This is a genomic window from Gemmiger gallinarum (genome assembly GCF_014982805.1).
GTDB classification, from domain to species: Bacteria; Bacillota; Clostridia; order Oscillospirales; family Ruminococcaceae; genus Gemmiger; species Gemmiger gallinarum.
The window spans coordinates 199,538-220,755 of the sequence record NZ_JADCKC010000003.1 but is presented as its reverse complement, the minus strand read 5'-3'; the positions used below and the strand labels follow the sequence as shown (position 1 = coordinate 220,755).

The window sequence follows — 21,218 nt, the reverse complement described above, 5'->3', positions numbered from 1 at the left end:
GGGAACGTATGAAAATTCTGGTGGATGCCATGGGCGGCGACAACGCGCCGCTGTGTGTGCTTCAGGGCGCGGCGGACGCCGTGCGTGAGTTCGGCGATGGTATGGAGCTGGTGCTCCTGGGTCAGGCCGATGTCATTGAAAAGACCGCAAAGGAGAATAACATCTCCCTGGACGGCATGGAGGTCATCGACTGCCGGGAGGTCGTTTCCATGCACGACGACCCCGTCAAGGCGGCCCGTCACAAGACTGACTCCAGCCTGGTGCGCGGCCTGACCATGCTCAAAAACGGCGAGGGCGACGCCTTCGTCTCGGCGGGCTCCACGGGTGCGCTGCACGTGGGTGCCAGCCTCATTGTCCGCACTGTCAAGGGGGTCAAGCGTCCGGCGCTGGCCACTCCCATGCCCGGCCTGGCACAGAACTATCTGCTGCTGGACTGCGGCGCCAACGTGGAATGCCGCGCCACCACCCTCAATGCCTTTGCGGTCATGGGCAGCGTCTATGCCAAAAAGGTCATGGGCCGCCCCGACCCCGCCGTGGCTCTGGTGAACAACGGCGCCGAGGACACCAAGGGCACTCCTATCTACCGGGAAGCCCACGGCCTTATGCGGGAAAATCCCGTCATCCGTTTTGTGGGCAACATCGAGCCCCGTGACATCCCCGCCGGCAACGTGGACGTGGTGGTCTGCGACGGCTTTGTGGGCAACGTGGTCCTCAAACTCACCGAGGGCGTTGCCAAGAGCCTGCTGGGTATGCTCAAGGACGTGTTTATGCACAGTATCGTCACCAAGCTGTGCTATCTGGGCGTCAAGGGCGGCCTGAAGGGCATCAAGCACAAGATGGACTCCGAGGAAGTGGGCGGCGCGCCCCTGCTGGGCACTGCCAAGCCGGTCATCAAGGCCCACGGTTCCAGCAAGGCCAAGGGCATCAAAAATGCCATCCGTCAGGCCCGCATCTGCGTGGAGGAGGATCTCTGCGGCACGATGTCGGCAGCGCTTGCCGAGCTGGAAACAGCCGATACTACCATGAAAAAGGGCGTGGAAGCATGAAAACTCGTTCCCCCGCACAGCTTGAGGAAAAGCTGGGCTACCATTTCAAAGACAAAACGCTGCTGACCACAGCGCTGACCCATACCAGCTATGCCAACGAATCCCGCACCCCGGTGCAGCACAACGAGCGTCTGGAATTCCTGGGCGACAGTGTGCTGTCGGTGGTGGCGGCGGATTATCTGTTCCACCACTCCACCCGCCCCGAGGGTGAACTGACCCGCATGCGCGCCTCCCTTGTCAGTGAGGACGCCCTCTTCCAGTTTGCCCAGGAGATCGAGCTGGGCACCTATCTGCGGCTGGGACGCGGCGAGGAACTGGGCGGCGGCCGGGAGCGTCCCAGCGTGGTCTCCGACGCCTTTGAGGCAGTCATCGCGGCGCTGTACCTGGACGGCGGGCTGGAAGCGGCCCGCGGCTTCATTCAGCCTTTCCTCACCGAGGGAAAGACTGCCGAGGAGGATTACAAGACCAAACTGCAGGAAGTCATCCAGCAGAATCCCGAGGAAAAGCTCCACTATGAGGTGGAGGCCGAGTCCGGTCCCGACCACGACAAGCGGTTTGAGGTGGCGGTTTATCTGAACTCCAACTGCATCGCCCGGGGCGAGGGCCGCAGCAAAAAGTCGGCCGAGCAGCATGCCGCACGGGAAGCGCTGCGCCTCATGGGCCTGATCCACAAGACCTGATCCGCCTGCCACATACAAAGGAGAAGTATCCCTTCTATGCGTCTGAAAGAACTTGAAATTCAGGGCTTCAAAAGCTTTCCGGACAAGACCCGTCTGACCATCGGCGAGGGCATCACCGGCGTTGTGGGCCCCAACGGCTCGGGCAAGAGCAACATCTCCGACGCCATCCGCTGGGTCATGGGCGAGACCAGTTCCAAGCAGCTGCGCGGCGCGGGCAAAATGGAGGATGTCATTTTTGGCGGAACCCAGACCCGCGGCGCCATGGGCTATGCTTCGGTCAGCCTGACCATCGACAACTCCGACCACCGTCTGGATATGGATGCCGACGAGGTGGTCATTGGCCGCCGGTACTACCGCAGCGGCGAAAGTGAATACAGCATCAACGGTCAGAGCGTCCGCCTCAAAGATGTGTATGAGCTGCTTCTGGACACCGGTCTGGGCCGGGACGGCTATGCCATCGTAGGCCAGGGCCGCATCGCCGAGATCGTGGCCGCCAAGTCGGGGGAGCGCCGGGAAATCTTTGAGGAAGCCTCGGGCATTGCCCGCTACCGTTACCGCAAGAACGAGGCCGAGCGCCGCCTGGCCGCCGCCGAGGGCAATCTGGAACGGCTGCGGGACATTCTGGGCGAACTGGAACGCCGGGTGGGCCCCCTCAAGCGGGACAGCGAGAAGGCCCAGCAGTTTCTGACCCTGTCCGAGACCCGCAAAAGCCTGGAAGTCACCCTGTGGGTGGACGCCATCCGCCGTGCCAAGGACACGGTGCGGGACCAGCAGCGAAAGTATGAGGCCGCCCAGGCGGATTACGACCGCATCAGCCGCAATCTGGAACAGTACGACGAGCGGGCTGACCAGCTGCGGGCCGAGTCCCAGCAGCTGATGATCCGTGCGGATGAGGCCAACGCCGAGATCCGGGAAGTCACCGAGAAGAATGCCGGCAGTGAGAGCCGCATTGCCGTTCTGGAAAACGAGAACGAGCACAGCCGCCGCCAGATCGAGGATGCCAAAGCCGAGCTGGAACGCTCCGGCGAAGGCCGCCGCGGCATCGAGGAGGAAATCGCCTCCCACCGTGCCGCCATGGAGGAGCTCAACGCAAAAATTGCCGGCATCGACCGCCAGGCGGAGGAATTGCAACAGCAGCTCTCCGAACTGGAACAGCAGGCCCGCCAGAGCGGTGAGCGCCGCGACCTCATCAACGCCGCTATGGTGCGGCACCAGCAGGAAGCCACCGCAGCCCAGGTGCAGGCCGCCACGGCGGAGAGTGCCGCCAACGCTGCCCAGGCCCGTCTGACCGACGCCCGCGCCAGCAAGGAAGCCGCTGCCGAGACTGCCCGCACGGCGGAGGAGGCAAAGGAACAGGCCGCCGCCCGCCTGAAGGAGGCGGAGGAGGCCGTCACCCGCCTGGACAACATCAAAGCAGGCCTGCGCCTCAAGCTGGACAGCCGCAAAAAGCAGCAGGCCGAGGCCGCCGATGCTTTGCAGAAGGCCGAGCGGGAACTGAGCGCCGCCACCCAGCGGGTGCACATCCTGCAGGACCTGGAACGGAATATGGACGGCTACCAGCAGAGCGTCAAGACCGTCATGAAAGCCGCTGCCTCCCGCCGTTTGCGGGGCATCATCGGCCCGGTGGCGGGCATCCTCACCGTCCGCAAGGGCTACGAGGTTGCCATCGAGACGGCCCTGGGCTTTGCCCTCCAGAACATCGTGGTGGAGGACGAATCCGCCGCCCGGGCAGCCATCGCCTTCCTCAAGGCGGAGAAGGGCGGCCGCGCCACCTTCCTGCCTCTGGACACGGTGCAGGGCAGCCGCTTCAGCGGCCGCCTCACCGGCACCGCCGAGGTGGCCGCCGATCTGGTCAGCGCCGACCCCCGGTATCAGAATATTGTCAACAACCTGCTGGGCCGCATCATTGTGGTGGAGGACCTGACTGAGGCCTCCGCCGTGGCCCGCAATCTGGGCTACCGCAACCGCATTGTCACCCTGGACGGCCAGGTCATCAACGCGGGCGGTAGCTTTACCGGCGGCTCCACCGCCCGCAGCGTGGGTGTGTTCAGCCGCAAGCAGGAGCTGGAAGAGCTGCACGCCCGCCTGACCGTGCTGGAACAGAAGCGGGATGCCGCCGCCAAAACCGCCCGGGAGCGCAAGGCGGAAGCCGAGGCCCTGCAGGCCCAGCTCACCGGCGCCGACAGCGAGGGCATGACCGCCGCTGCCGACCGGCTGCGTGCCTCTCTGGAACTGGACCGCCTGACCGCCGCCCTGAACGAGGGCGAGCAGACCATGCAGAAGTTGGAACAGGAGATCACCCTGTTTGAAGCCCAGCTGGCCGAGAGCCGTGCCGCCGCCGAGCAGGCGGGCAAAGACCGCGCCGCCGCCGAGACCGAGCTGGCCGCCTGTGAAAAGGAGCTGGCCGGACTGGGTGAGAGCGATGACACCCTCACCACAAACCGGGAGCACCTGACCAATGCGGCCAACGAAAACCGGGTAGCCCGCCTGACCGCCGAGAAGGACCTGAGCCTGCACGCAGCGGCGGTGGAGACCCTGACCGGGCGCACCGGCGAGGCCGAGGCCCGGGCCCGGGAGCTGAACGCCGCCATTGAGACGGCGGAGCAGCACATCCGGGACAACGAGCAGGCCATGGAGGAGATTCGCCGCACCCGGGAGGAAAACAAAAACCGCATTGCCCAGTGTGAGCAGATCATCCGGGATGCGGGGACCGCCCGCATGGAGAAAGAGGCGGAGATCACCCGCATGACCCAGGAAAACCGCGCCCTGACCGATGAGCGGGAGCGGATGAGCGGCGAGATGGCCCGTCTGGCCGAGCGCCGTTCCGCTGCCGAGACCGAGCTGAACACCACCGCCTCCAAGCTGTGGGAGGAGTACCAGCTGGCCGAGAGCGAGGCCCAGGCTCTGTGTGTGGAGTTTGAGAACGTGACCGAGCTGCGCCGCCAGGTGACCGAGGTCCGGGGCAAGATCCGCGCCCTGGGCAACGTCAACGTGGGCGCCATCGAGGAGTACAAGGAAGTCAAGGAACGCTACGACTTCATGAAGGCCCAGGTCACCGACGTGGAGAAATCTCGGGCCGAGCTCAACCGCATGATCAACGAACTGTGCGATCAGATGCGGGAGATGTTTACCGCCAGCTTCAAGAGGATCAACACCCATTTCGGGCAGATTTTCCGGGAACTGTTCGGCGGCGGCAGCGCCCGCCTTTACCTGGCCGACGAGTCCGACGTGCTGGAAAGCGGCATCGAGATCGAGGTCTCGCCCCCGGGCAAGGTCATCAAGAACCTGTCGGCTCTTTCCGGCGGCGAGCAGGCGCTGGTGGCCATCTCCATCTACTTTGCCATTCTGGCGGTCAATCCCTCGCCCTTCTGCATTCTGGACGAGATCGAGGCTGCCCTGGACGATGTCAACGTGGTGCGCTATGCCCAGTATCTCCGCCGCATGACCGAGAACACCCAGTTTATCGTCATCACCCACCGCCGCGGCACCATGGAGGCTGCCGACGTTCTGTACGGCGTTACCATGCAGGAGGACGGTGTCTCCAAGATCCTGCGCCTGGATTTGAACAACGTATCCGCGGACCTGATCTCCTGACAGCCGCCCGGCCATAGACCCTATTTTCCAAGGAGGTGCCCCAATGGGCCTGTTCGACGCATTCCGCAAGAAAAAAATCAACGATGGTCTGGAAAAGACCCGGACCGGCTTTTTTGCCGGCATCGTCAATACACTCACCAATTCCCAGATCGACGACGATCTCTATAACGACCTGGAGGAACAGCTCATCCTGGCCGACGTGGGCCCCGACTGTGCCATCCGTCTCGTGGACGAGCTGCGGGACAAGGTGCGGGAGGAACACCTCAAGACCGGCGAGCAGGCCCTCAAGGCCCTGCGGGAGCTCATCCGTCTGGAGATGAGCCCCACCGATGACCTGGACCTGTCGGGCAAGCCGGCGGTGATCCTGGTCATCGGCGTCAACGGCGTGGGCAAGACCACCACCATCGCCAAGCTGGCCTACTTATACAAGGACTTGGGCAAAAAGGTCATGCTGGCGGCGGGGGATACCTTCCGCGCCGCGGCCAGCGAGCAGCTGGAACTGTGGGCCGAGCGCGCCGAAGTGCCCCTGGTCAAGGCAGGGGAGGGCGCCGACCCGGCGGCCGTCATCTTTGACGCAGTCAAGAGCGCCGCGGCCAAGGGTTATGATATGGTCATAGCCGATACCGCCGGACGCCTGCACAACAAGAAGGGCCTGATGGATGAGCTGTCCAAGATCACCCGCAGCGTCAAGAAGGCCAGCCCCGAGGCCAGCCTGGAGGTACTGCTGGTGCTGGATGCCATCACCGGCCAGAACGCCATCAGCCAGGCCCAGGAGTTCTGCCGGGCTGCCGGTGCCACCGGCGTGGTGCTGACCAAGCTGGACGGCACCCCCAAGGGCGGCTGCGTCATCGGTGTCCGCCAGAAGCTGGGGCTTCCCATCCGCTTTGTGGGCGTGGGGGAGAAAATCGACGATCTGCTCTTCTTCTCGGCCACCGACTTCTCGGAGGCTCTGCTGCCCGAACTGCCCAAACACGACGAGACGGAGGAAACCGCACAATGACCATCTGTGCTGCAAGCAACAACCCCGGCAAGCTCAAGGAGCTGCGCCGCATTCTGGAACGGATGGGCCATACCGTCACCAGCCCCCGGGAGCTGGGCCTGGACCTGGACCCCGAGGAAAACGGCACCACCTTTGCCGAGAATGCCCGCATCAAGGCGGAGGCCTTCTGCAAGGCCAGCGGCCTGCCCACCGTGGCGGACGACTCCGGCCTCTGCGTGGATGCCCTGAACGGGGAGCCCGGCGTGTACAGCGCCCGCTACTGCGGCGTGCACGGGGACGACCCCGCCAACAACCGCAAACTGATGGAAAAGATGTCCGCCGTGCCGGCAGGCTCCCGCACCGCCAGATTTGTGTCGGCGGTGTGCGTGCTCATGCCCGACGGGGAATGCCATACGTTTCTGGGGGAGTGCCCCGGCCACATTGCCTTTGAGGAGAAGGGCACCAACGGCTTCGGCTACGACCCGCTGTTCATCCCCGACTTCGTAGGCCTGCCCGACGGCACCACCGTCCCCAACACCCAGGGCCGCACCTACGCGGAACTGGCCGACGGGGAGAAGGACGCTATCAGCCACCGGGGCCGCGCCATGGCAGCCATGGAGGCAGCTCTGCCCGCCCTGCTGGACGGCAAGGCATAAAGTGGAAAAGCGCTTCCCCGAACTTTTGCAACTTTGTAACAATTTAGTAACTTTTTTGTGATTTACTAAGACAGCGCCGTTTGGCGACGGCGACAGAAAAAGGAGACCACTATGCTTTCAAGCAAACAGCGTGCGGCCCTGCGTGCCGCGGCCAATCCCCTGGAGCCGGTGTTTCAGATCGGCAAGGGGGAGATCGACGACACTCTGACCGCTGCCGTGGCGGACTGCCTGGCAGCCCGGGAGCTCATCAAGCTCAAGGTGCTGGAAAACAGCGAGTATTCTGCCCGGGAGGCTGCGGACATTCTGGCCGAGGCCACCGGCGCCGACTGCGTGCAGGTCATCGGCCGCAAGTTTGTCCTCTTCCTCAAAAAGAAGAAGGATTCGGATTTTGACGCCATCCTGGCAAAAGCAAAATGAGACTGTTGCTGTACGGCGGCACCTTTGACCCGCCCCATCTCGGCCATATGAATAACCTGCGCGCGGCAATGGACCTGGTCGGCCCCGACCGGGTCATCGTCATGCCTGCGGGCATTCCGCCCCACAAGGCGGCCAGCTCCACCCCAGCCGAACAGCGGCTGGCCATGTGCGCCTGCTTTACGGCGCTGGGTCCCGGGGTGGGCGTCAGCCGGTGGGAGATCGACCGCGGCGGGCGCAGCTACACGGTGGAGACGCTGGAGATGCTTCACCGCGCCTATCTGGGGGCTGAGCTTTACCTCAGTGTGGGCAGCGATATGCTGCTGACCTTCCGGGAGTGGCGCAGCTGGCGGCACATTCTGGAATTGGCCACCCTGGTGGTGGAGAGCCGTCAGGGCGGCGACGCGCCTGCCTTGCATCGCATGGCCGACAGCCTGAAGGCAGACGGCGGGCGCATTCTGTTTGCTCAGGCTCCGGCCTTTGAGTGTGCTTCCAGCACGCTCCGCGCCCGGCTGCAGGCGGGGGATACCAGTGCCCGCAAATTGCTGCCGCCGCCGGTGCCGGAACTGATTGATGAATACGGCCTGTACAAACGATCTTCTAAATAACAGAACGTAAATCATTTTAAGTGCGATGTATCGTGCACAACAGACAAAATAAAGCGTACTATCGAGAGAAGATACAATTTGTAATATAACGTCGAAAAATACGAAAGGGAGAATTCTGCATGACCTGCAAGGAAGCCAAGGAACTGGTCAAGGGCCGGCTGGGGGACAAGCGCTATCGTCACACCCTGAATGTAAAAAAAATGGCGGTGGCGCTGGCCGAGCGATGGGGCGCAGACCCGGAAAAAGCCGCCCTTGCGGCGCTCCTGCATGACAGTGCCAAGGAGCTGTCCCGGGCCGAGTTGTTGCAGATTTTCCATGACAATGCTATAATAGCAAATAATGCTGCCCAGCGGCCCGCACCAGTGTGGCACGGGCTTGCCGCGGCAATTTTGTGCCAGACGAGATGGGGGGTCAGCGACCCGGAGATCCTCTCGGCCATCCGCTGCCACACCACCGGCAAAAAAGGCATGAGCCTGCTGGACAAGATCATTTATATGGCCGACATGACCAGCGACGAGAGGGACTTTCCCGGCGTCGAGGAACTGCGCAAGCTGGAGTTCGAGGATCTGGACAAGGCGTTGTGCACCGCACTGGAACAGAGCCTTCAATTTGTAAAAGACGGCGGCAAGCCGGTAGACCCCGAGAGCCTTGCCGCGCTGGAGGATGTGCGCAGCAGCATTGCGCACCGCACTTGACAAACCCCTGTACATTATGGGGGCCAACGCCCGAAATCCAATGTCAAAATTGCAGGAGGAGCAGCCAATGAGCGAGCCTCGGAAAATCAATATCGGCGGGGGACATCGCAGTGCCCCGGGCAGTACGCAGAACGTCTATCATGCAGGCGACGCACAGGCGGCATCCGGCCGCACGATCAATACCGGCACGGCGTCCCCGGCCTCTGCACCGTCTGACGAAGCTGCCGCACGGGAAGCTGCCCGCCGCCGCTACGAGCAGCAGCGCGCCGCGTCCCAGCGCGGCTATGCAGATGCGGCCCGTCTGGAGGAGGCCCGTGCCCGCGCCCGTGCCGATGCAGAGGCAGCCCGGCTGCGGCGCAGCCAGCAGTTTCCCCGGGTACAGCAGGTACCGGCCTCCGGCGCAAGGGTCCAGCATCTGGATTTGAGCCGTGCCCAGGGCAGCAAGCCCATGTACGACATCAACAACGATGCCGAGTTTGAGGCCCGCCAGCGCCGCCGCGCTCAGGCTCAGGCCGCGCAGTCTCAGCAGCGCGCCGCCCAGCCCGCATCGGCCGCCCGGCCGCAGAGTCAGGGAAACCGCACCGGGGCGGCCGCCGGTTCTCAGACCTCGGGCCGGACCATTCACCGTGCAGCATCGGGGCAGTCTGCTGCCCGGGCCGCTCAGGCTTCGGTTCAGCCGGAGGTACAGACCGCCGGCACTGCAGCGGCTGCCGGTGCAGCAGCGGCGGCCGCTCAGGCCTCCCGCGCCGGTGCAGGACATACCGCGGGCGGTACAGGTACTTCCGCAGCAAAATCGGCGGCTGCTTCCGGTACTGCGGGCGGCAGACCGCCCAAGGGACCCGGCCGCCGCGGCAGGAAGGGCGGCAACGATGACGGCAGCGGAAAAGGCAAGAACGGCAAACGCAAGAAGAAAGTCACCTGGTGGAAGATTCTGCTGGGTACCGTGCTGGTGATTGCCCTGATCTTTGCCGGTACCATCGGCGTCATCATGAATGCCATCCGTCCCAAGGGCGGCTCCATTTCCATCAACCAGCTCATCAATACGCCCAAAGGCCTGGACGGCCAGCAGCTGAACATTCTGGTGCTGGGCGTTGACCGAAGCGCTCAGGGCGGCGACATGGCCGCCGGCTCCACCAACGACAGTGAAGCCAACGACGGCAACACCGACATGATCATGTATGTGCAGCTGGATTTTGTCAACGACGAAGTCCGCATGCTGCAGATTCCCCGGAACATTCTGGTCACTACAGACCGGACGGTTTCCCGCAATTATCAGATCAACAATGTGGCCATCACCCAGGGCAGCGACGGCAACAACAACTATGATGCCCTCTGCACCCTCATCAACGAGCAGCTGGGCCTCTATATCGACGGCTATGTGGCCATCCGGCTGGAAGCTTTGGTGGAACTGGTGGATACCCTGGGACCCATTCAGGTCTATGTGCCTCAGGAGATCACCTACACGGATAAAAACGGCAATGTGACCAGCCATCTGGACCAGGGCCTGCAGTGGATGGATGGCGCCACCGCCGAATTCTTCCTTCGCGCCCGCAAGACCTATGCGCAGAGTGACATCCAGCGCCTGAACGTGCAGCGGTATTTCTATTCCGCCATGTTTGCCCGTCTGCGCGCCATGACGGTGTGGGATGTGGCCAAGATCCTGCCCGTGGTCATGAATTATATGGAGACCTCCCTGGATGTACAGGAACTGGTCAGCGCGGCGGTCAGTTTGCTCAAGGTCAGCAGTGACCACATCATGCTGTGTCAGGTCCCGGTCTATATGGGCCAGCTGTTCTATATGGAAAACGATATCGACGTGATCTACCGCGAGGGAACGGCGGATCTGCTCAATCAGTACTTCCGCACACCGGAAACCCAGATGACGGCGGATCAGCTGAATGTCTGCGACAACGTCGTCGACGTGGGCAACCGGGCACCCACCGATCCCAATGTCCAGTATATGGGAGCATTGAACCAGGATGTGGTCAATTCCGCCAATGAATCCGGTATTGAGACCGATCCCAATGCCACCTACGACCTTCCCACCGAGACTCCCGCACCGGAAGGAGAGGACGGCTCCGACACATCGGACAGTACCGACGGCTCGGATTCGTCTGACGAGGCCGACGACGCGGCATAATAAGGATAACCCCGGCAGGCCCCCGCAAAAACGGCAGGGGCTTTCCGGCTTGTTGTAAGGAAAAAGCTTAACAGGAGGAACCGCATGGAAAGCAAAGAACTTGCCATTGCACTGGCGCGGGCGCTGGATGCCAAGAAAGCGCGGAACATCCGCGTCATCCGCGTACACGACCTGACCACCGTGACCGACTATTTTGTCATCGCCACCGGTACGTCCACCACCCATGTGGGCGCCCTGGCCAACGAGGCGGATTTCCAGCTCGGCCGTATGGGGGTCAACGTTCTGCGCACCGAGGGCCATGACGGCAAGCGCTGGATTCTTTTGGATTACGGCAATGTGATCGTCCATGTCTTCACCCAGGAAGCCCATGATTTCTATGATCTGGAGCATCTGTGGGCGGACGGCGAGACGATGCCTGAATCCGAGTGGCGTCTGCCGGAAGACCGCGCAGACGGCGAAGCACAGTGACCGACAGGGCAGGCCCCGCGTGCAAAACACGCAGGGCCTGCCCTGCTGCGCCGAAAGGCGTGATATACAGTCAAAACAGCGGGCAGCGCCCGCATTGGGGAGAGATCGAATCGTGAAATATGATTTCAAAGCAGTAGAAGCCAAATGGCAGAAAGTGTGGGAGGACGAGCATACCTTCCATGCCGAGATCGACAAGTCCAAACCGAAGTTTTATGCTCTGGTGGAATTTCCGTATCCTTCGGCGGCAGGCCTGCACGTGGGACATCCCCGCAGCTACACCGCTCTGGACATTGTGGCCCGCAAAAAGCGTCAGTGCGGTTATAACGTGCTGTATCCCATGGGCTGGGACGCTTTCGGCCTGCCCACTGAAAACTATGCCCTGAAAAATCACATCAATCCCGAAATCGTCACCGCCAAGAACGTGGCCCGTTTCAAGGCTCAGCTCAAGAGCCTGGGCCTGTCCTTTGACTGGGACCGGGAGATCAACACCACGGACCCGGATTACTATAAGTGGACCCAGTGGATCTTCCTGCAGCTGTACAAGAAGGGCCTGGCCTATAAAAAGGAGACCACGGTCAACTACTGCACCGGCTGCAAGGTCGTGCTGGCCAATGAGGAAGTCGTCAACGGTGTGTGCGAACGCTGCGGCAGCCCCGTGGTCCACAAGGTCAAGAGCCAGTGGATGCTCAAGATCACTGCCTATGCCGACCGCCTGATCGATGATCTGGATGGCCTGGATTACATTGAGCGTGTCTCCACCCAGCAGAAGAACTGGATCGGCCGCAGCCACGGCGCCGAGATCAACTTCGACACCACCGCAGGGGATACCCTGACCGTCTACACCACCCGCGCCGACACGCTGTTCGGCTGCACCTACATGGTCGTCAGCCCCGAGCATGCCTTCATCAAGAAGTGGGTGGAAGCCGGCCTCATCAAGAATGTGGATGAGATCAAGGCATACCAGGCCGAGGCTGCCCGCAAGTCCGACTTTGAGCGTACCGAGCTCAACAAGGAAAAGACCGGCGTTTGCATCGACGGCGTCCAGGCCATCAACCCGGTCAACGGCAAGGTGGTCCCCATTTTCATCTCGGACTACGTCCTGGCCACCTACGGCACCGGCGCCATCATGGCTGTGCCTGCCCACGATACCCGTGACTGGGAGTTTGCCACCAAGTTCGGCCTGCCCATCATCGAGGTGGTCAAGGGCAACGAGCCTTCCAACCTGAGCGAGGCTGCCTTCACCGACGTGGCCACCGGCACGCTGGTCAACTCCGGCTTCCTGGACGGCCTGTCCGTGGAGGATGCCAAGGAGAAGATGTACGCCTGGCTGGAAGAGAATCACAAGGGCTGCAAGAAGGTCAACTTCAAGCTGCGCGACTGGGTGTTCAGCCGTCAGCGTTACTGGGGCGAGCCCATCCCCATGGTCTACTGCGAGAAGTGCGGCTGGCAGCCCCTGCCCGAGAGCGAGTTGCCCCTGCGGCTGCCCGAGATCAAGGACTTTGAGCCCGGCCCCGACGGCGAGAGCCCCCTGGCCCGCCATACCGAGTGGGTCAACACCACCTGCCCCTGCTGCGGCGGCCCTGCCAAGCGGGAGACCGACACCATGCCCCAGTGGGCGGGTTCCAGCTGGTACTTCCTGCGCTACTGCGATCCCCACAACGACAAGGAGCTGGCCAGCAAGGAAGCCCTGGAATACTGGAGCCCTGTGGACTGGTACAACGGCGGCATGGAGCACACCACCCTTCACCTGCTGTACAGCCGTTTCTGGCATAAATTCCTCTACGACATCGGTGTGGTCCCCTCCAAGGAGCCCTACAACAAGCGCACCAGCCACGGCATGATTCTGGGCCTCAACCCCCATGCCTTTGAAAACCTGCCCGACGCCGAGCGCAAGCAGCTGCTGGCGGAGTTCGGCAGCGAGAAGGCCGTCCGTGCCCATCTGGTGGAGAAGTACGGCGAGATGGCCGAGCATCCCATTGTCAAGATGTCCAAGAGCCTGGGCAACGTGGTCAACCCCGACGACGTGGTCAATGAGTATGGTGCCGACACCCTGCGCCTGTATGAGATGTTCATCGGCGACTTTGAGAAGGCCGCTCCCTGGAACACCTCCTCCATCAAGGGCTGCAAGCGCTTTTTGGAGCGCATCTGGGGCCTGGGCGACAAGATCGTGGAGGGCGAGGGCTATCGTCCCGCTTTGGAGGCCACTGTTCACCGCACCATCAAGAAGGTGGGCGAGGACATCGACGCCCTCAAGGCCAACACTGCCATTGCTCAGCTGATGATCTACGTCAATGCCCTGTATGACAACGGCGGCGCCACCCGTGCCGAGCTGGAAGTGCTGCTGCAGCTGCTCAACCCCTTTGCCCCCCACATGACCGAGGAAATGTGGCAGCAGCTGGGCCATATCGATCAGCTGGCCTACCACCCCTGGCCGTCCTATGACGAGGCCAAGTGCGTGGAGCAGACCATCGAGATCGCCGTGCAGGTCAACGGCAAGGTCAAGGCCCGCATCCAGGTGGCTGCCGATATCGAGCAGGCCGATGCCATTGCCCAGGCCAAGGCGGAGCCCGCCGTGCAGGAGGCTCTGGCCGGCAAGACCATTGTCAAGGAGATCTACGTCAAGGGCAAGCTGGTCAACCTGGCCGCCAAGGGATAAGCTGAACAATTTGTGAACAATCCGACTGTACGCGAAAAGAAGGTTGACATTTTCACGCACAGTATAGTATAATTGACAATACTGGTTGACTAGTAGCAAGCGTGAAAAAAGGCGCTTTCGGTACAGTCCTGTGACTGTCTGCCGGAAAGTACCCTACCGCGCAGATGCTGAAAAAACGACCGGCAAACTCCTGTCTATAGGCCAAGGGAGGGAAAGCAAGATGTCGGAGATCCGTGTCAAAGAGGGCGAATCCCTTGAGAGCGCCCTGCGCCGGTTCAAGCGCAGCACCGCTCGCAGCGGTGTGCTCGCCGAGGTGCGCAAGCGCGAGGCTTACGAGAAGCCGTCCGTGCGCCGCAAGAAGAAGTCCGAAGCCGCCCGCAAGCGTAAGTTCAAGTAAGCTTTTTGCCTGCATGAGCTGACGTGCAACGTCGAACGGCTGAGCAGGCCCGCGTGTCGGGCCTGCTTTTTTATTGCGGGGTCAGCCCCGCTGCAGAATTCTTTTTTACCATCGCCGCCCGGGAAAGGGGGACAAACCCATGCTGCTCACACCGGAATATATTTTCAAGAATGTGGAGGCAATCACGCCTGAGTTTCTGCGTCAGAAGGGCATCTGTGCCCTGGTGCTGGATGTGGATAACACCCTCACCGGGGACGGCAGCCAGCAGCTGGAGGACAGTGTCTCCGCCTGGCTGGACACTATGCGTGCTGCGGGCGTCAGCCTGACCATTGTATCCAACAATACGGCAAAGCGGGTGCGTCCCTTTGCGGAGCGCATCGGCCTGGCCTGGGTGCCTCTGGCATGCAAGCCGCTGCCGGTGGGGCTTATGGTGGCCCGCCGCCGTCTGGGCGTTAAGAAAAACCAGATGGCCATGGTGGGGGATCAGATCTACACCGACCGCCTGGCCGCGGGGCTGTTCGGCATCCGCTGCCTGTATGTCATGCCCCGCACCCCCCACGACAAATCCAGAGGGGTCAAGCTCAAGCGCAAGTTTGAACCGCCCTTCATCCGTAAGTATTACAAAAAGGGAGGGACCCTGTATGAGTGATTCACCCCGCTTCGGTGCTGCCGGTCTGTCGGACAGTTTTGCCGCCTCCGGCTTCAAAAGCCCGCGGGATATTGCAACTTACCATGCCGGGTTCGGCCTCACCGCCTTCGAGGTCCAGTGCGGCCGGGGCGTCCGCATGCCTCTGGACAAGGCGGCCGTTCTCGGTGCCCAGTGTGCCGAGAAGAACATCGCCCTGTCGGTGCACGCGCCTTACTATATCAGCATGAGCAGTATGGAGGAGGAAAAGCGCCTGCACAGCGTGGATTACCTGCTGCAGAGCTGTGCCCTGGTCAAGGCGCTGGGAGGACGCCGGGTCATCTTCCATGCAGGCAGCTGCGGCAAACAGAGCCGGGAAGCCGCCCTGGAAAAGGCCCTGGACACCATGCGCCGGGCGGTGGAGGCGGTGGACGCCGCAGGTTTTGGCGACTGCATACTCTGCCCCGAGACCATGGGCAAGGTGAACCAGCTGGGCACGCTGGACGAGGTGCTGGCCCTGTGCGGCGTGGATGACCGCATCACTCCCTGCATCGACTTCGGCCATCTGTATGCCCGCACCCACGGCGGCATCACCGGGGAGGAGGACTATGCAGTCATCCTCGACCGCATGGCCCAGGCGCTGGGGGATGACCGGGCGGTGCATTTCCACTCCCACTTCTCCCGCATTGCCTACACCGCAGGCGGAGAAAAGTGCCATCTCACCTTTGCCGATACCGAGTTCGGCCCGCCCCACCAGCCACTGATGCAGCTGCTGAAACAGCGGGGACTGGCCCCCACCATCATCTGTGAGTCGGCAGGCACCCAGGCGGAGGACGCCCGGACGCTGATGCAGGCTTACGAGGAGGCCTGAACGCAGGCAATCACACGAAAAAACGGCCAAAATCCCGGATTTTTCTGTATTTTGGCCCCGAAAACCGGGCGCAGGGCTTGCAACGGCGCGCAGTTTCGGGTAAAATATCTACAGGTATGCTTGAATTCTAATATATGGAGGAGTTTTCTATATGATCTCTGCAGGCGAGTTCCGTAACGGTGTTACTTTTGAGCAGGACGGCCAGGTCCTTCAGGTCGTCGAGTTCCAGCACGTCAAGCCCGGCAAGGGCGCTGCTTTCGTGCGCACCAAGACCAAGAACGTCATTACCGGCGCTGTTACCGAAACCAGCTACAACCCCACCGCCAAGTTCCCCCAGGCCTTCATCGAGCGCAAGGAAGTGACCTACAGCTACGCTGACGGCGATCTGTACCACTTCATGGACAACGAGACCTACGACGACATCCCGGTCAACGCCGCCGATGTGCCCGATAACTTCAAGTTCTGCAAGGAGAACGAGGTCTGCAAGCTGCTGTCCTACAAGGGCAAGGTGTTCAGCGTCGAAATCCCCAACTTCATCGAGCTCGAGATCACCGAGACCGAGCCCGGCTTCAAGGGCAACACCGCCACCAACACCCTGAAGCCCGCCAAGGTTGAGACCGGTGCCGAGATCCGCGTTCCTCTGTTCATCAACGAGGGCGACAAGATCCGCATCGATACCCGCACCGGCGAGTATATGGAGCGTGTCTGATCTCTGCCTGACAGAGTTCATAACGACGCAAACGGGCGGGAGACCGTCCATCATAAGGAGGGAACCATTATGGCAATGGATCTCAATGCAAAAGCTGCGTACATCCGCGGACTGATGTCCGGTATGGAATTTGACGCCAACTCCAAGAACGGCAAAATCATCGCTGCGATGATGGACCTGCTGGAGGAGATGGCCGCCACCGTGACCGAGCAGGACAATGCCCTGGATCAGCTGTACGAGGATGTGGATACCATCGACGAGGATCTGACCGATCTCATCAACGTTGTCTTTGACGTAGACGATGATGAGGACGAGGAGAGCGACGACGAGGATGCCATGTACGAAGTGACCTGCCCCAACTGCGGCGAGGTCACCACCGTGGACGAGGATGCCCTGCTGGGCGACGAACTGGTCTGCCCCAACTGCGGCGCTTCCTTCGGCGTTGAGCTGGCGGAGGACGAGGACGAAGAGCCCGCGGCCCTGCCTCAGAATCGTGATATCCCCATCGAATAAGCAATTGCACCACAACCGCCCCTGCAGAGACCGGAACTCCGGACCCTGCGGGGGCGGTTTTTGCGTAAAGGGGGCGGCGGGGCCGCAGATGGACTTGCCTGTCTGCCTGTGCTATAATCAGGGCAGACTGAAAAGAAAGGGGGAAAGACCATGTCTGTGTCGTTGCTTCTGGCTGGTGGGGCGGCGGTCGGGGTTCTCTATGCCCTGGGACAGGGTGTGGTGCGCCTGTTTGCCGGTGCCACCGTCGGAAATGGCCCACGGGACAGAAGCGGGACAGTGCCCATCAAAGGCCAGCGTCTGGTGTTTGGCGGGGCGCTGCTCTGGTGCGCCGTCATGCTGACGGCACTGTGCATTGCAGCCTGGCTGCAGCATCCGGAACTTTCCCCGCTGGATGGGGTACAGGTGGGCCTCTGCGGCGGATTGGACGCCCGCCACTACCTGGACCTGGCCCGCTGGGGCTATGGGGCAGGGGAGGACGGCTTTGCCGAGCAATACCTGATGATCGTCTTTTTCCCCTTGTGGGGCTGGCTGCTGCGTCCCTTTGCTCTGCTGGGGGCGGACTTGTGGCTGGTGGGGACGGTGCTAGCCATGCTGCTCACGGCGGCGGGCTCCGTGCTTCTCTACCGCTGTGTCTGGCGGCTGACCGGCGGTGACCAAATAACAGCGGCTGTGGCCTGTGCCGTGCAGCTGGCTTTGCCGGGCAGCTTCTTCTTTGTCCTGCCCCAGACCGAGGCACTGTTCTACTGCCTGAACTTTGCCTTTCTGGACGCCATGCAGCGCCGCAGACCGGGACAGGCGGGGCTGTTCGGACTGCTGGCGGCTCTCTGCCGGGCCAACGGCATCCTGCTGGCAGGCTATGCCGTGGCTTGGATGATTCTGGCCCTCCGCCGCCGGGAAAAGCTCCGGGCCTCCTGCATGCTCCCTGCGGCAGGCCCTGCCGCAGGCATCCTCGTCTATCTGCTCCTCAACTGGAAGGTCTACGGCAACGCCTTTCAGTTCACCGTTTACCAGCAGGAGCACTGGCATCACAGCTTCTGCCTCTTTCCCCAGGCCATCGTCAACATGTGCCGCTACGTGGACATTGAGACTCCGCTGGGCATCTATATCGGCCTGTGGACGGTGGCGGTGATCCTGCTGGAGGTGCTGCTCTTTGCATTGGCGGCGCACAGACTCTGCCCGGACTGGCTGCTGCTGGGCCTGGCAGGCATTCTCATGATGAACGGTCAGACCTGGCTCATCAGCGCCCAGCGGTATGCCCTGGGCATGCCGGCGCTGCCCGGCGCGGCAGTAACTGTCGTGCGCGGCAAGGTCGGACGCGCCATCCTGCTGGCCGTGCTGGGAGTGCTCTGGTGCGTCTATTTTGCAGCCTTTGTCAGTCATGCCCCCATCTATTGAAAAACCGTATACAACAAAAGCAGGCGCTTCTGCCCCCGCAGGGGGGAGAAGCGCCTGCTTTGTTTGTCTCTTGCACAGAGGAAAAGGAGCACCGCTCAGGCCTTGCCCTTCATCTGGCTGCGCAGCATAATGTCGCCGAAGCTCAGGGCATTGAAAAGCCCCACCTTGTTTGCCTGACGGACGATGCGGTCGGGCAGAGCCTTGGAGGAATCGGTGTTTAGCAGAACGATATGGACCTTGTCGGCAACCTCAACGTCCTTTTCCTTTTTGGTGGTGAGGATCTGGAGATAGATGACGTAGGGGTCTTTGAGAGAACCGTAGTAGATGTCGTTGCCGCAGCGAACCAGCGGACGGCCTTTGTAGGTCAATTTCGGAGTGTATGCCATGGGGTCACAACCTTCCTTCCTGTATAGACAGCGCGGCATGCGGGTACATGGGCGCAGATCAGACGATACATAAACTATTATATCAGGTTTGAGGATACTTTACAAATCCAATTTGTCCCGCTCAGCTTTTTCCTCGTTGAGGGCGATGCGCTGGGTCAGGATGCGGACCTTGGAATCCAGCTGGCTGAGGCGGATAGACATAAAGAACTGCTTGACGATCAGCAGAAAAATGATAACGATGTAGACAAAGTTGATGGGGCTGACAAATCCCAGCAGCCGGGAGGCCCAGAAGGCGATGCCGGGGAAGATGGCCAGGATCAGCAGCACGGCGGAGGCCGCCAGCCAGAAGATGGTATCCTCAATCTGGACCTTGGCCTGACGGACACGGCGCAGAATAAAAAAGGCAGTGATCAGGCTGCCGATGATGAGACAAGCGCGGATGATAGGCTGATCTAACATGACTCAGGTCCTCCTTTGCGAGTAAGGGGTCTCGGTGTCGCGCTTGCGGAACCACTGGATCAGCAAAATGGAGATGGACATCTTGACCATATATTGAACGCTTTTGGCAAAATTGAGATAGCTCTGCCCGGCAACGCGCTCACCCATCTCCACCTGGACCTCCTTGACCTTGGCACCGTTTTTGATCAGATAGCTGATGGTGTCGGGCTCAGGGCCGTAGTTGAGATTCTGGGCGAACTCCTCCACCATGGCACGGTTGAACATCCGCATGCCGGAGGTGGGGTCACAGATTGCTCGGCCGGTGGTCAGACGGATGGACCAGCTGATGATATAGCTGCCCAGCATACGCAGGTTTTTGGGCTTTTTGACGGTGAGAAACCGGCTGCCGATGACAATGTCGGCACCCTCGTCCAGGGCTTCCAGCATGGGTTCAATGTATTCCGGCTTGTGCTGGCCGTCGGCATCCAGCTGCATGGCACAGTCGTAGCCGTTTTCGGCGGCATAGCGCAGCCCCGTCTGGAAGGCGCCGGCCAGCCCCAGATTGACCGGCAGATCAATGAGCCGGAAGCCGTTGGCCCGGCAGAGGGCAGCGGTCTTGTCCCGGCTGCCGTCGTTGACGACGACATAGTCGTACTGGGGATACTTGGTGATCAGCTCACGGACGACGCGGACGATGTTTTCCTCCTCATTATGGGCGGGAATGACGATCAGTAGTTTAGACATCTTTTCTCCTTCTGCGCCGGGAAAAATTCTCCCGCGCACAAGACTTTTTCAGATAGGATGGGCAAAAAATCAGATACTTTGTACCAGTTTATCAAAGACGGCGTCCCATGTAAAGTGCGCCAGAGCGTTTTCACAGGCTCGGGCGGCCCGGGCATGTGCTGCGGCGGGGTCATCCAGCACACGGCTCAGCCCGGCACGGATGGCGTCGGGCGTGGTGTCCGGCAGAAAGACCGCACTGTCACCGGGCAGAAGCTCCTCCGTTCCAGCGGTGGGGGTGCACAGGATGGGGCATCCGCAGCCGGCCGCCTCCAGCAGGGTGGTGGGCAGGCCCTCGGCATAACGGGTGGGCAGACAGTAGCAGTCTGCCTGACCCAGCAGCCGGACGATGTCCCCGTGGGAGAGAGGGCCGGTCAGCCGGATGCGTTTCTCACCGGCATACCGGGTGCGCAATTCCTCCAGCAGGGGACCGTCTCCCGCGGCAGCCAGCACCACGCCGGGCATGGCACTGACTGCTTCGGCCAGCTCACAGATGCCCTTTTCCGGGATCATGCGCCCCACAAACAGGACGAGCTTTTCCCCGTCAGGACAGAGCTCACTCCGGGTCAGACCCGGGGTCGGGGGCTCTGCCAGCTCGGCGGCAAGAGCGTCGGGGTCAATGGCGTTGGGCATAGTGCCCTCCGGACGGATGCCGAAAGTCGCCAGCCAACGGCAGCTCGCCAGGGAAACCCCGTAAAACCGGGGATGGGTACTTTTGATAAGGGCACAGGCCAGGTGCTCATACATCCGCCCGGCCAGTCCGAGAACACCGCCGCCCATGGGCATGTAGCCGGTGGAATGGTCAATGACCACAGTGGGAATCCTGCGCCCGGCCGCCGCACGGGCCGCCCAGATGCTCTCCACATACATGCGGGTCTGGATGACGCAAAGGTCAATGGGGCGGGCAAACAGAGCTTTTACCCCGTCGCGGTGGCGGGCGCCGAACCGCAGCACCGGGAAGCGCCCTTTCATCACCGGCCACACCGGCAGGCGGAAAATCTCGATGCCGTCGGCGTCGATCTCGTGGTCGGGCAGGCCGGGCAGGGCGCTGGTCACCACAATGGCGCGGTGACCGGCACGGATGGCCCGGCGGGCCATATTCCAGGTGTACCGCTCCACGCCCCCCGGTGTGGGCAGGTACTGAGCGGAAAAAAAGCAGATGGTCAAG

Annotated in this window: 21 protein-coding genes; 17 read left to right on the top strand and 4 right to left on the bottom strand. The window is 61.7% G+C overall.

Annotated features, from left to right (window positions below; translation table 11 throughout):
• Positions 1–8: 8 nt before the first annotated feature.
• The 17 genes from plsX (at position 9) to INF35_RS10195 (ending at position 18,446) form a co-directional block, all read left to right on the top strand.
• Positions 9–1,046: a phosphate acyltransferase PlsX gene (gene plsX / locus INF35_RS10275; protein ID WP_193502175.1), complete on the top strand. Its 1,038-nt coding sequence runs from the start codon at positions 9–11 to the stop codon at positions 1,044–1,046.
• Positions 1,043–1,726 (top strand): ribonuclease III, encoded by a 684-nt coding sequence (gene rnc, locus INF35_RS10270; RefSeq protein ID WP_193502173.1) that lies wholly within the window; start codon positions 1,043–1,045, stop codon positions 1,724–1,726. The genes plsX and rnc overlap by 4 nt, the downstream gene beginning before the upstream one ends.
• A 36-nt stretch (positions 1,727–1,762) precedes the next feature.
• Positions 1,763–5,320 carry a chromosome segregation protein SMC gene (gene smc / locus INF35_RS10265; protein ID WP_193502171.1) on the top strand — a complete coding sequence of 1,186 codons (3,558 nt, stop codon included), beginning with the start codon at positions 1,763–1,765 and terminating at the stop codon, positions 5,318–5,320.
• 43 nt (positions 5,321–5,363) lie between these two features.
• Positions 5,364–6,320, top strand: a complete 957-nt coding sequence (gene ftsY / locus INF35_RS10260) for a signal recognition particle-docking protein FtsY (protein WP_193502169.1) — start codon at positions 5,364–5,366, stop codon at positions 6,318–6,320.
• A complete protein-coding gene (rdgB, locus tag INF35_RS10255) occupies positions 6,317–6,955 on the top strand; it encodes an RdgB/HAM1 family non-canonical purine NTP pyrophosphatase (RefSeq protein ID WP_193502167.1) in 639 nt (212 codons plus the stop codon). Before ftsY ends, rdgB begins: the two co-directional genes overlap by 4 nt.
• A gap of 111 nt (positions 6,956–7,066) precedes the next feature.
• Positions 7,067–7,372 (top strand): YhbY family RNA-binding protein, encoded by a 306-nt coding sequence (locus tag INF35_RS10250; protein ID WP_193502165.1) that lies wholly within the window; start codon positions 7,067–7,069, stop codon positions 7,370–7,372.
• On the top strand, positions 7,369–7,977 hold the full coding sequence (gene nadD, locus INF35_RS10245) for a nicotinate (nicotinamide) nucleotide adenylyltransferase (protein ID WP_193502163.1): 609 nt from the start codon (positions 7,369–7,371) through the stop codon (positions 7,975–7,977). The genes INF35_RS10250 and nadD overlap by 4 nt, the downstream gene beginning before the upstream one ends.
• Positions 7,978–8,096: 119 nt before the next feature.
• Positions 8,097–8,672: a bis(5'-nucleosyl)-tetraphosphatase (symmetrical) YqeK gene (gene yqeK, locus INF35_RS10240; protein ID WP_193502160.1), complete on the top strand. Its 576-nt coding sequence runs from the start codon at positions 8,097–8,099 to the stop codon at positions 8,670–8,672.
• 67 nt (positions 8,673–8,739) lie between these two features.
• Positions 8,740–10,812, top strand: coding sequence for an LCP family protein (locus INF35_RS10235; protein WP_193502158.1), 2,073 nt, complete (start codon positions 8,740–8,742; stop codon positions 10,810–10,812).
• Between the two features lie 84 nt (positions 10,813–10,896).
• Entirely contained in the window at positions 10,897–11,280 is a 384-nt protein-coding gene (rsfS, locus tag INF35_RS10230; RefSeq protein ID WP_193502156.1) for a ribosome silencing factor, read from the top strand.
• Between the two features lie 112 nt (positions 11,281–11,392).
• A complete protein-coding gene (leuS, locus tag INF35_RS10225) occupies positions 11,393–13,936 on the top strand; it encodes a leucine--tRNA ligase (protein ID WP_193502154.1) in 2,544 nt (847 codons plus the stop codon).
• 220 nt (positions 13,937–14,156) lie between these two features.
• Positions 14,157–14,333 (top strand): 30S ribosomal protein S21, encoded by a 177-nt coding sequence (rpsU, locus tag INF35_RS10220; RefSeq protein WP_040917814.1) that lies wholly within the window; start codon positions 14,157–14,159, stop codon positions 14,331–14,333.
• A 139-nt stretch (positions 14,334–14,472) separates the two neighbouring features.
• Complete coding sequence (locus INF35_RS10215) at positions 14,473–14,982, top strand: YqeG family HAD IIIA-type phosphatase (protein WP_193502152.1); 510 nt, start codon at positions 14,473–14,475, stop codon at positions 14,980–14,982.
• Positions 14,975–15,829: a TIM barrel protein gene (locus INF35_RS10210; protein WP_193502150.1), complete on the top strand. Its 855-nt coding sequence runs from the start codon at positions 14,975–14,977 to the stop codon at positions 15,827–15,829. The genes INF35_RS10215 and INF35_RS10210 overlap by 8 nt, the downstream gene beginning before the upstream one ends.
• A gap of 151 nt (positions 15,830–15,980) precedes the next feature.
• A complete protein-coding gene (gene efp / locus INF35_RS10205) occupies positions 15,981–16,538 on the top strand; it encodes an elongation factor P (RefSeq protein ID WP_193502148.1) in 558 nt (185 codons plus the stop codon).
• Between the two features lie 69 nt (positions 16,539–16,607).
• Complete coding sequence (locus tag INF35_RS10200) at positions 16,608–17,051, top strand: CD1247 N-terminal domain-containing protein (protein ID WP_193502146.1); 444 nt, start codon at positions 16,608–16,610, stop codon at positions 17,049–17,051.
• A gap of 150 nt (positions 17,052–17,201) precedes the next feature.
• Positions 17,202–18,446 carry a hypothetical protein gene (locus INF35_RS10195; RefSeq protein ID WP_193502144.1) on the top strand — a complete coding sequence of 415 codons (1,245 nt, stop codon included), beginning with the start codon at positions 17,202–17,204 and terminating at the stop codon, positions 18,444–18,446.
• A gap of 95 nt (positions 18,447–18,541) precedes the next feature.
• On the opposite strand, the gene INF35_RS10190 is transcribed toward INF35_RS10195, so the two are convergent.
• The 4 genes from INF35_RS10190 to INF35_RS10175 all read right to left on the bottom strand — a co-directional run bounded on the left by INF35_RS10190 (position 18,542) and on the right by INF35_RS10175 (position 21,217).
• The gene (locus tag INF35_RS10190) at positions 18,542–18,832 is read right to left on the bottom strand and encodes a hypothetical protein (RefSeq protein ID WP_193502142.1); all 291 of its coding nucleotides are present in this window, start codon (positions 18,830–18,832) and stop codon (positions 18,542–18,544) included.
• Positions 18,833–18,931: 99 nt separating this feature from the next.
• Positions 18,932–19,291 carry a DUF2304 domain-containing protein gene (locus tag INF35_RS10185; protein WP_193502140.1) on the bottom strand — a complete coding sequence of 120 codons (360 nt, stop codon included), beginning with the start codon at positions 19,289–19,291 and terminating at the stop codon, positions 18,932–18,934.
• 3 nt (positions 19,292–19,294) lie between these two features.
• On the bottom strand, positions 19,295–20,014 hold the full coding sequence (locus INF35_RS10180; protein ID WP_193502137.1) for a glycosyltransferase family 2 protein: 720 nt from the start codon (positions 20,012–20,014) through the stop codon (positions 19,295–19,297).
• Positions 20,015–20,083: 69 nt separating this feature from the next.
• Positions 20,084–21,217, bottom strand: coding sequence for a glycosyltransferase family 4 protein (locus INF35_RS10175; RefSeq protein ID WP_193502135.1), 1,134 nt, complete (start codon positions 21,215–21,217; stop codon positions 20,084–20,086).
• Position 21,218: the final 1 nt, after the last annotated feature.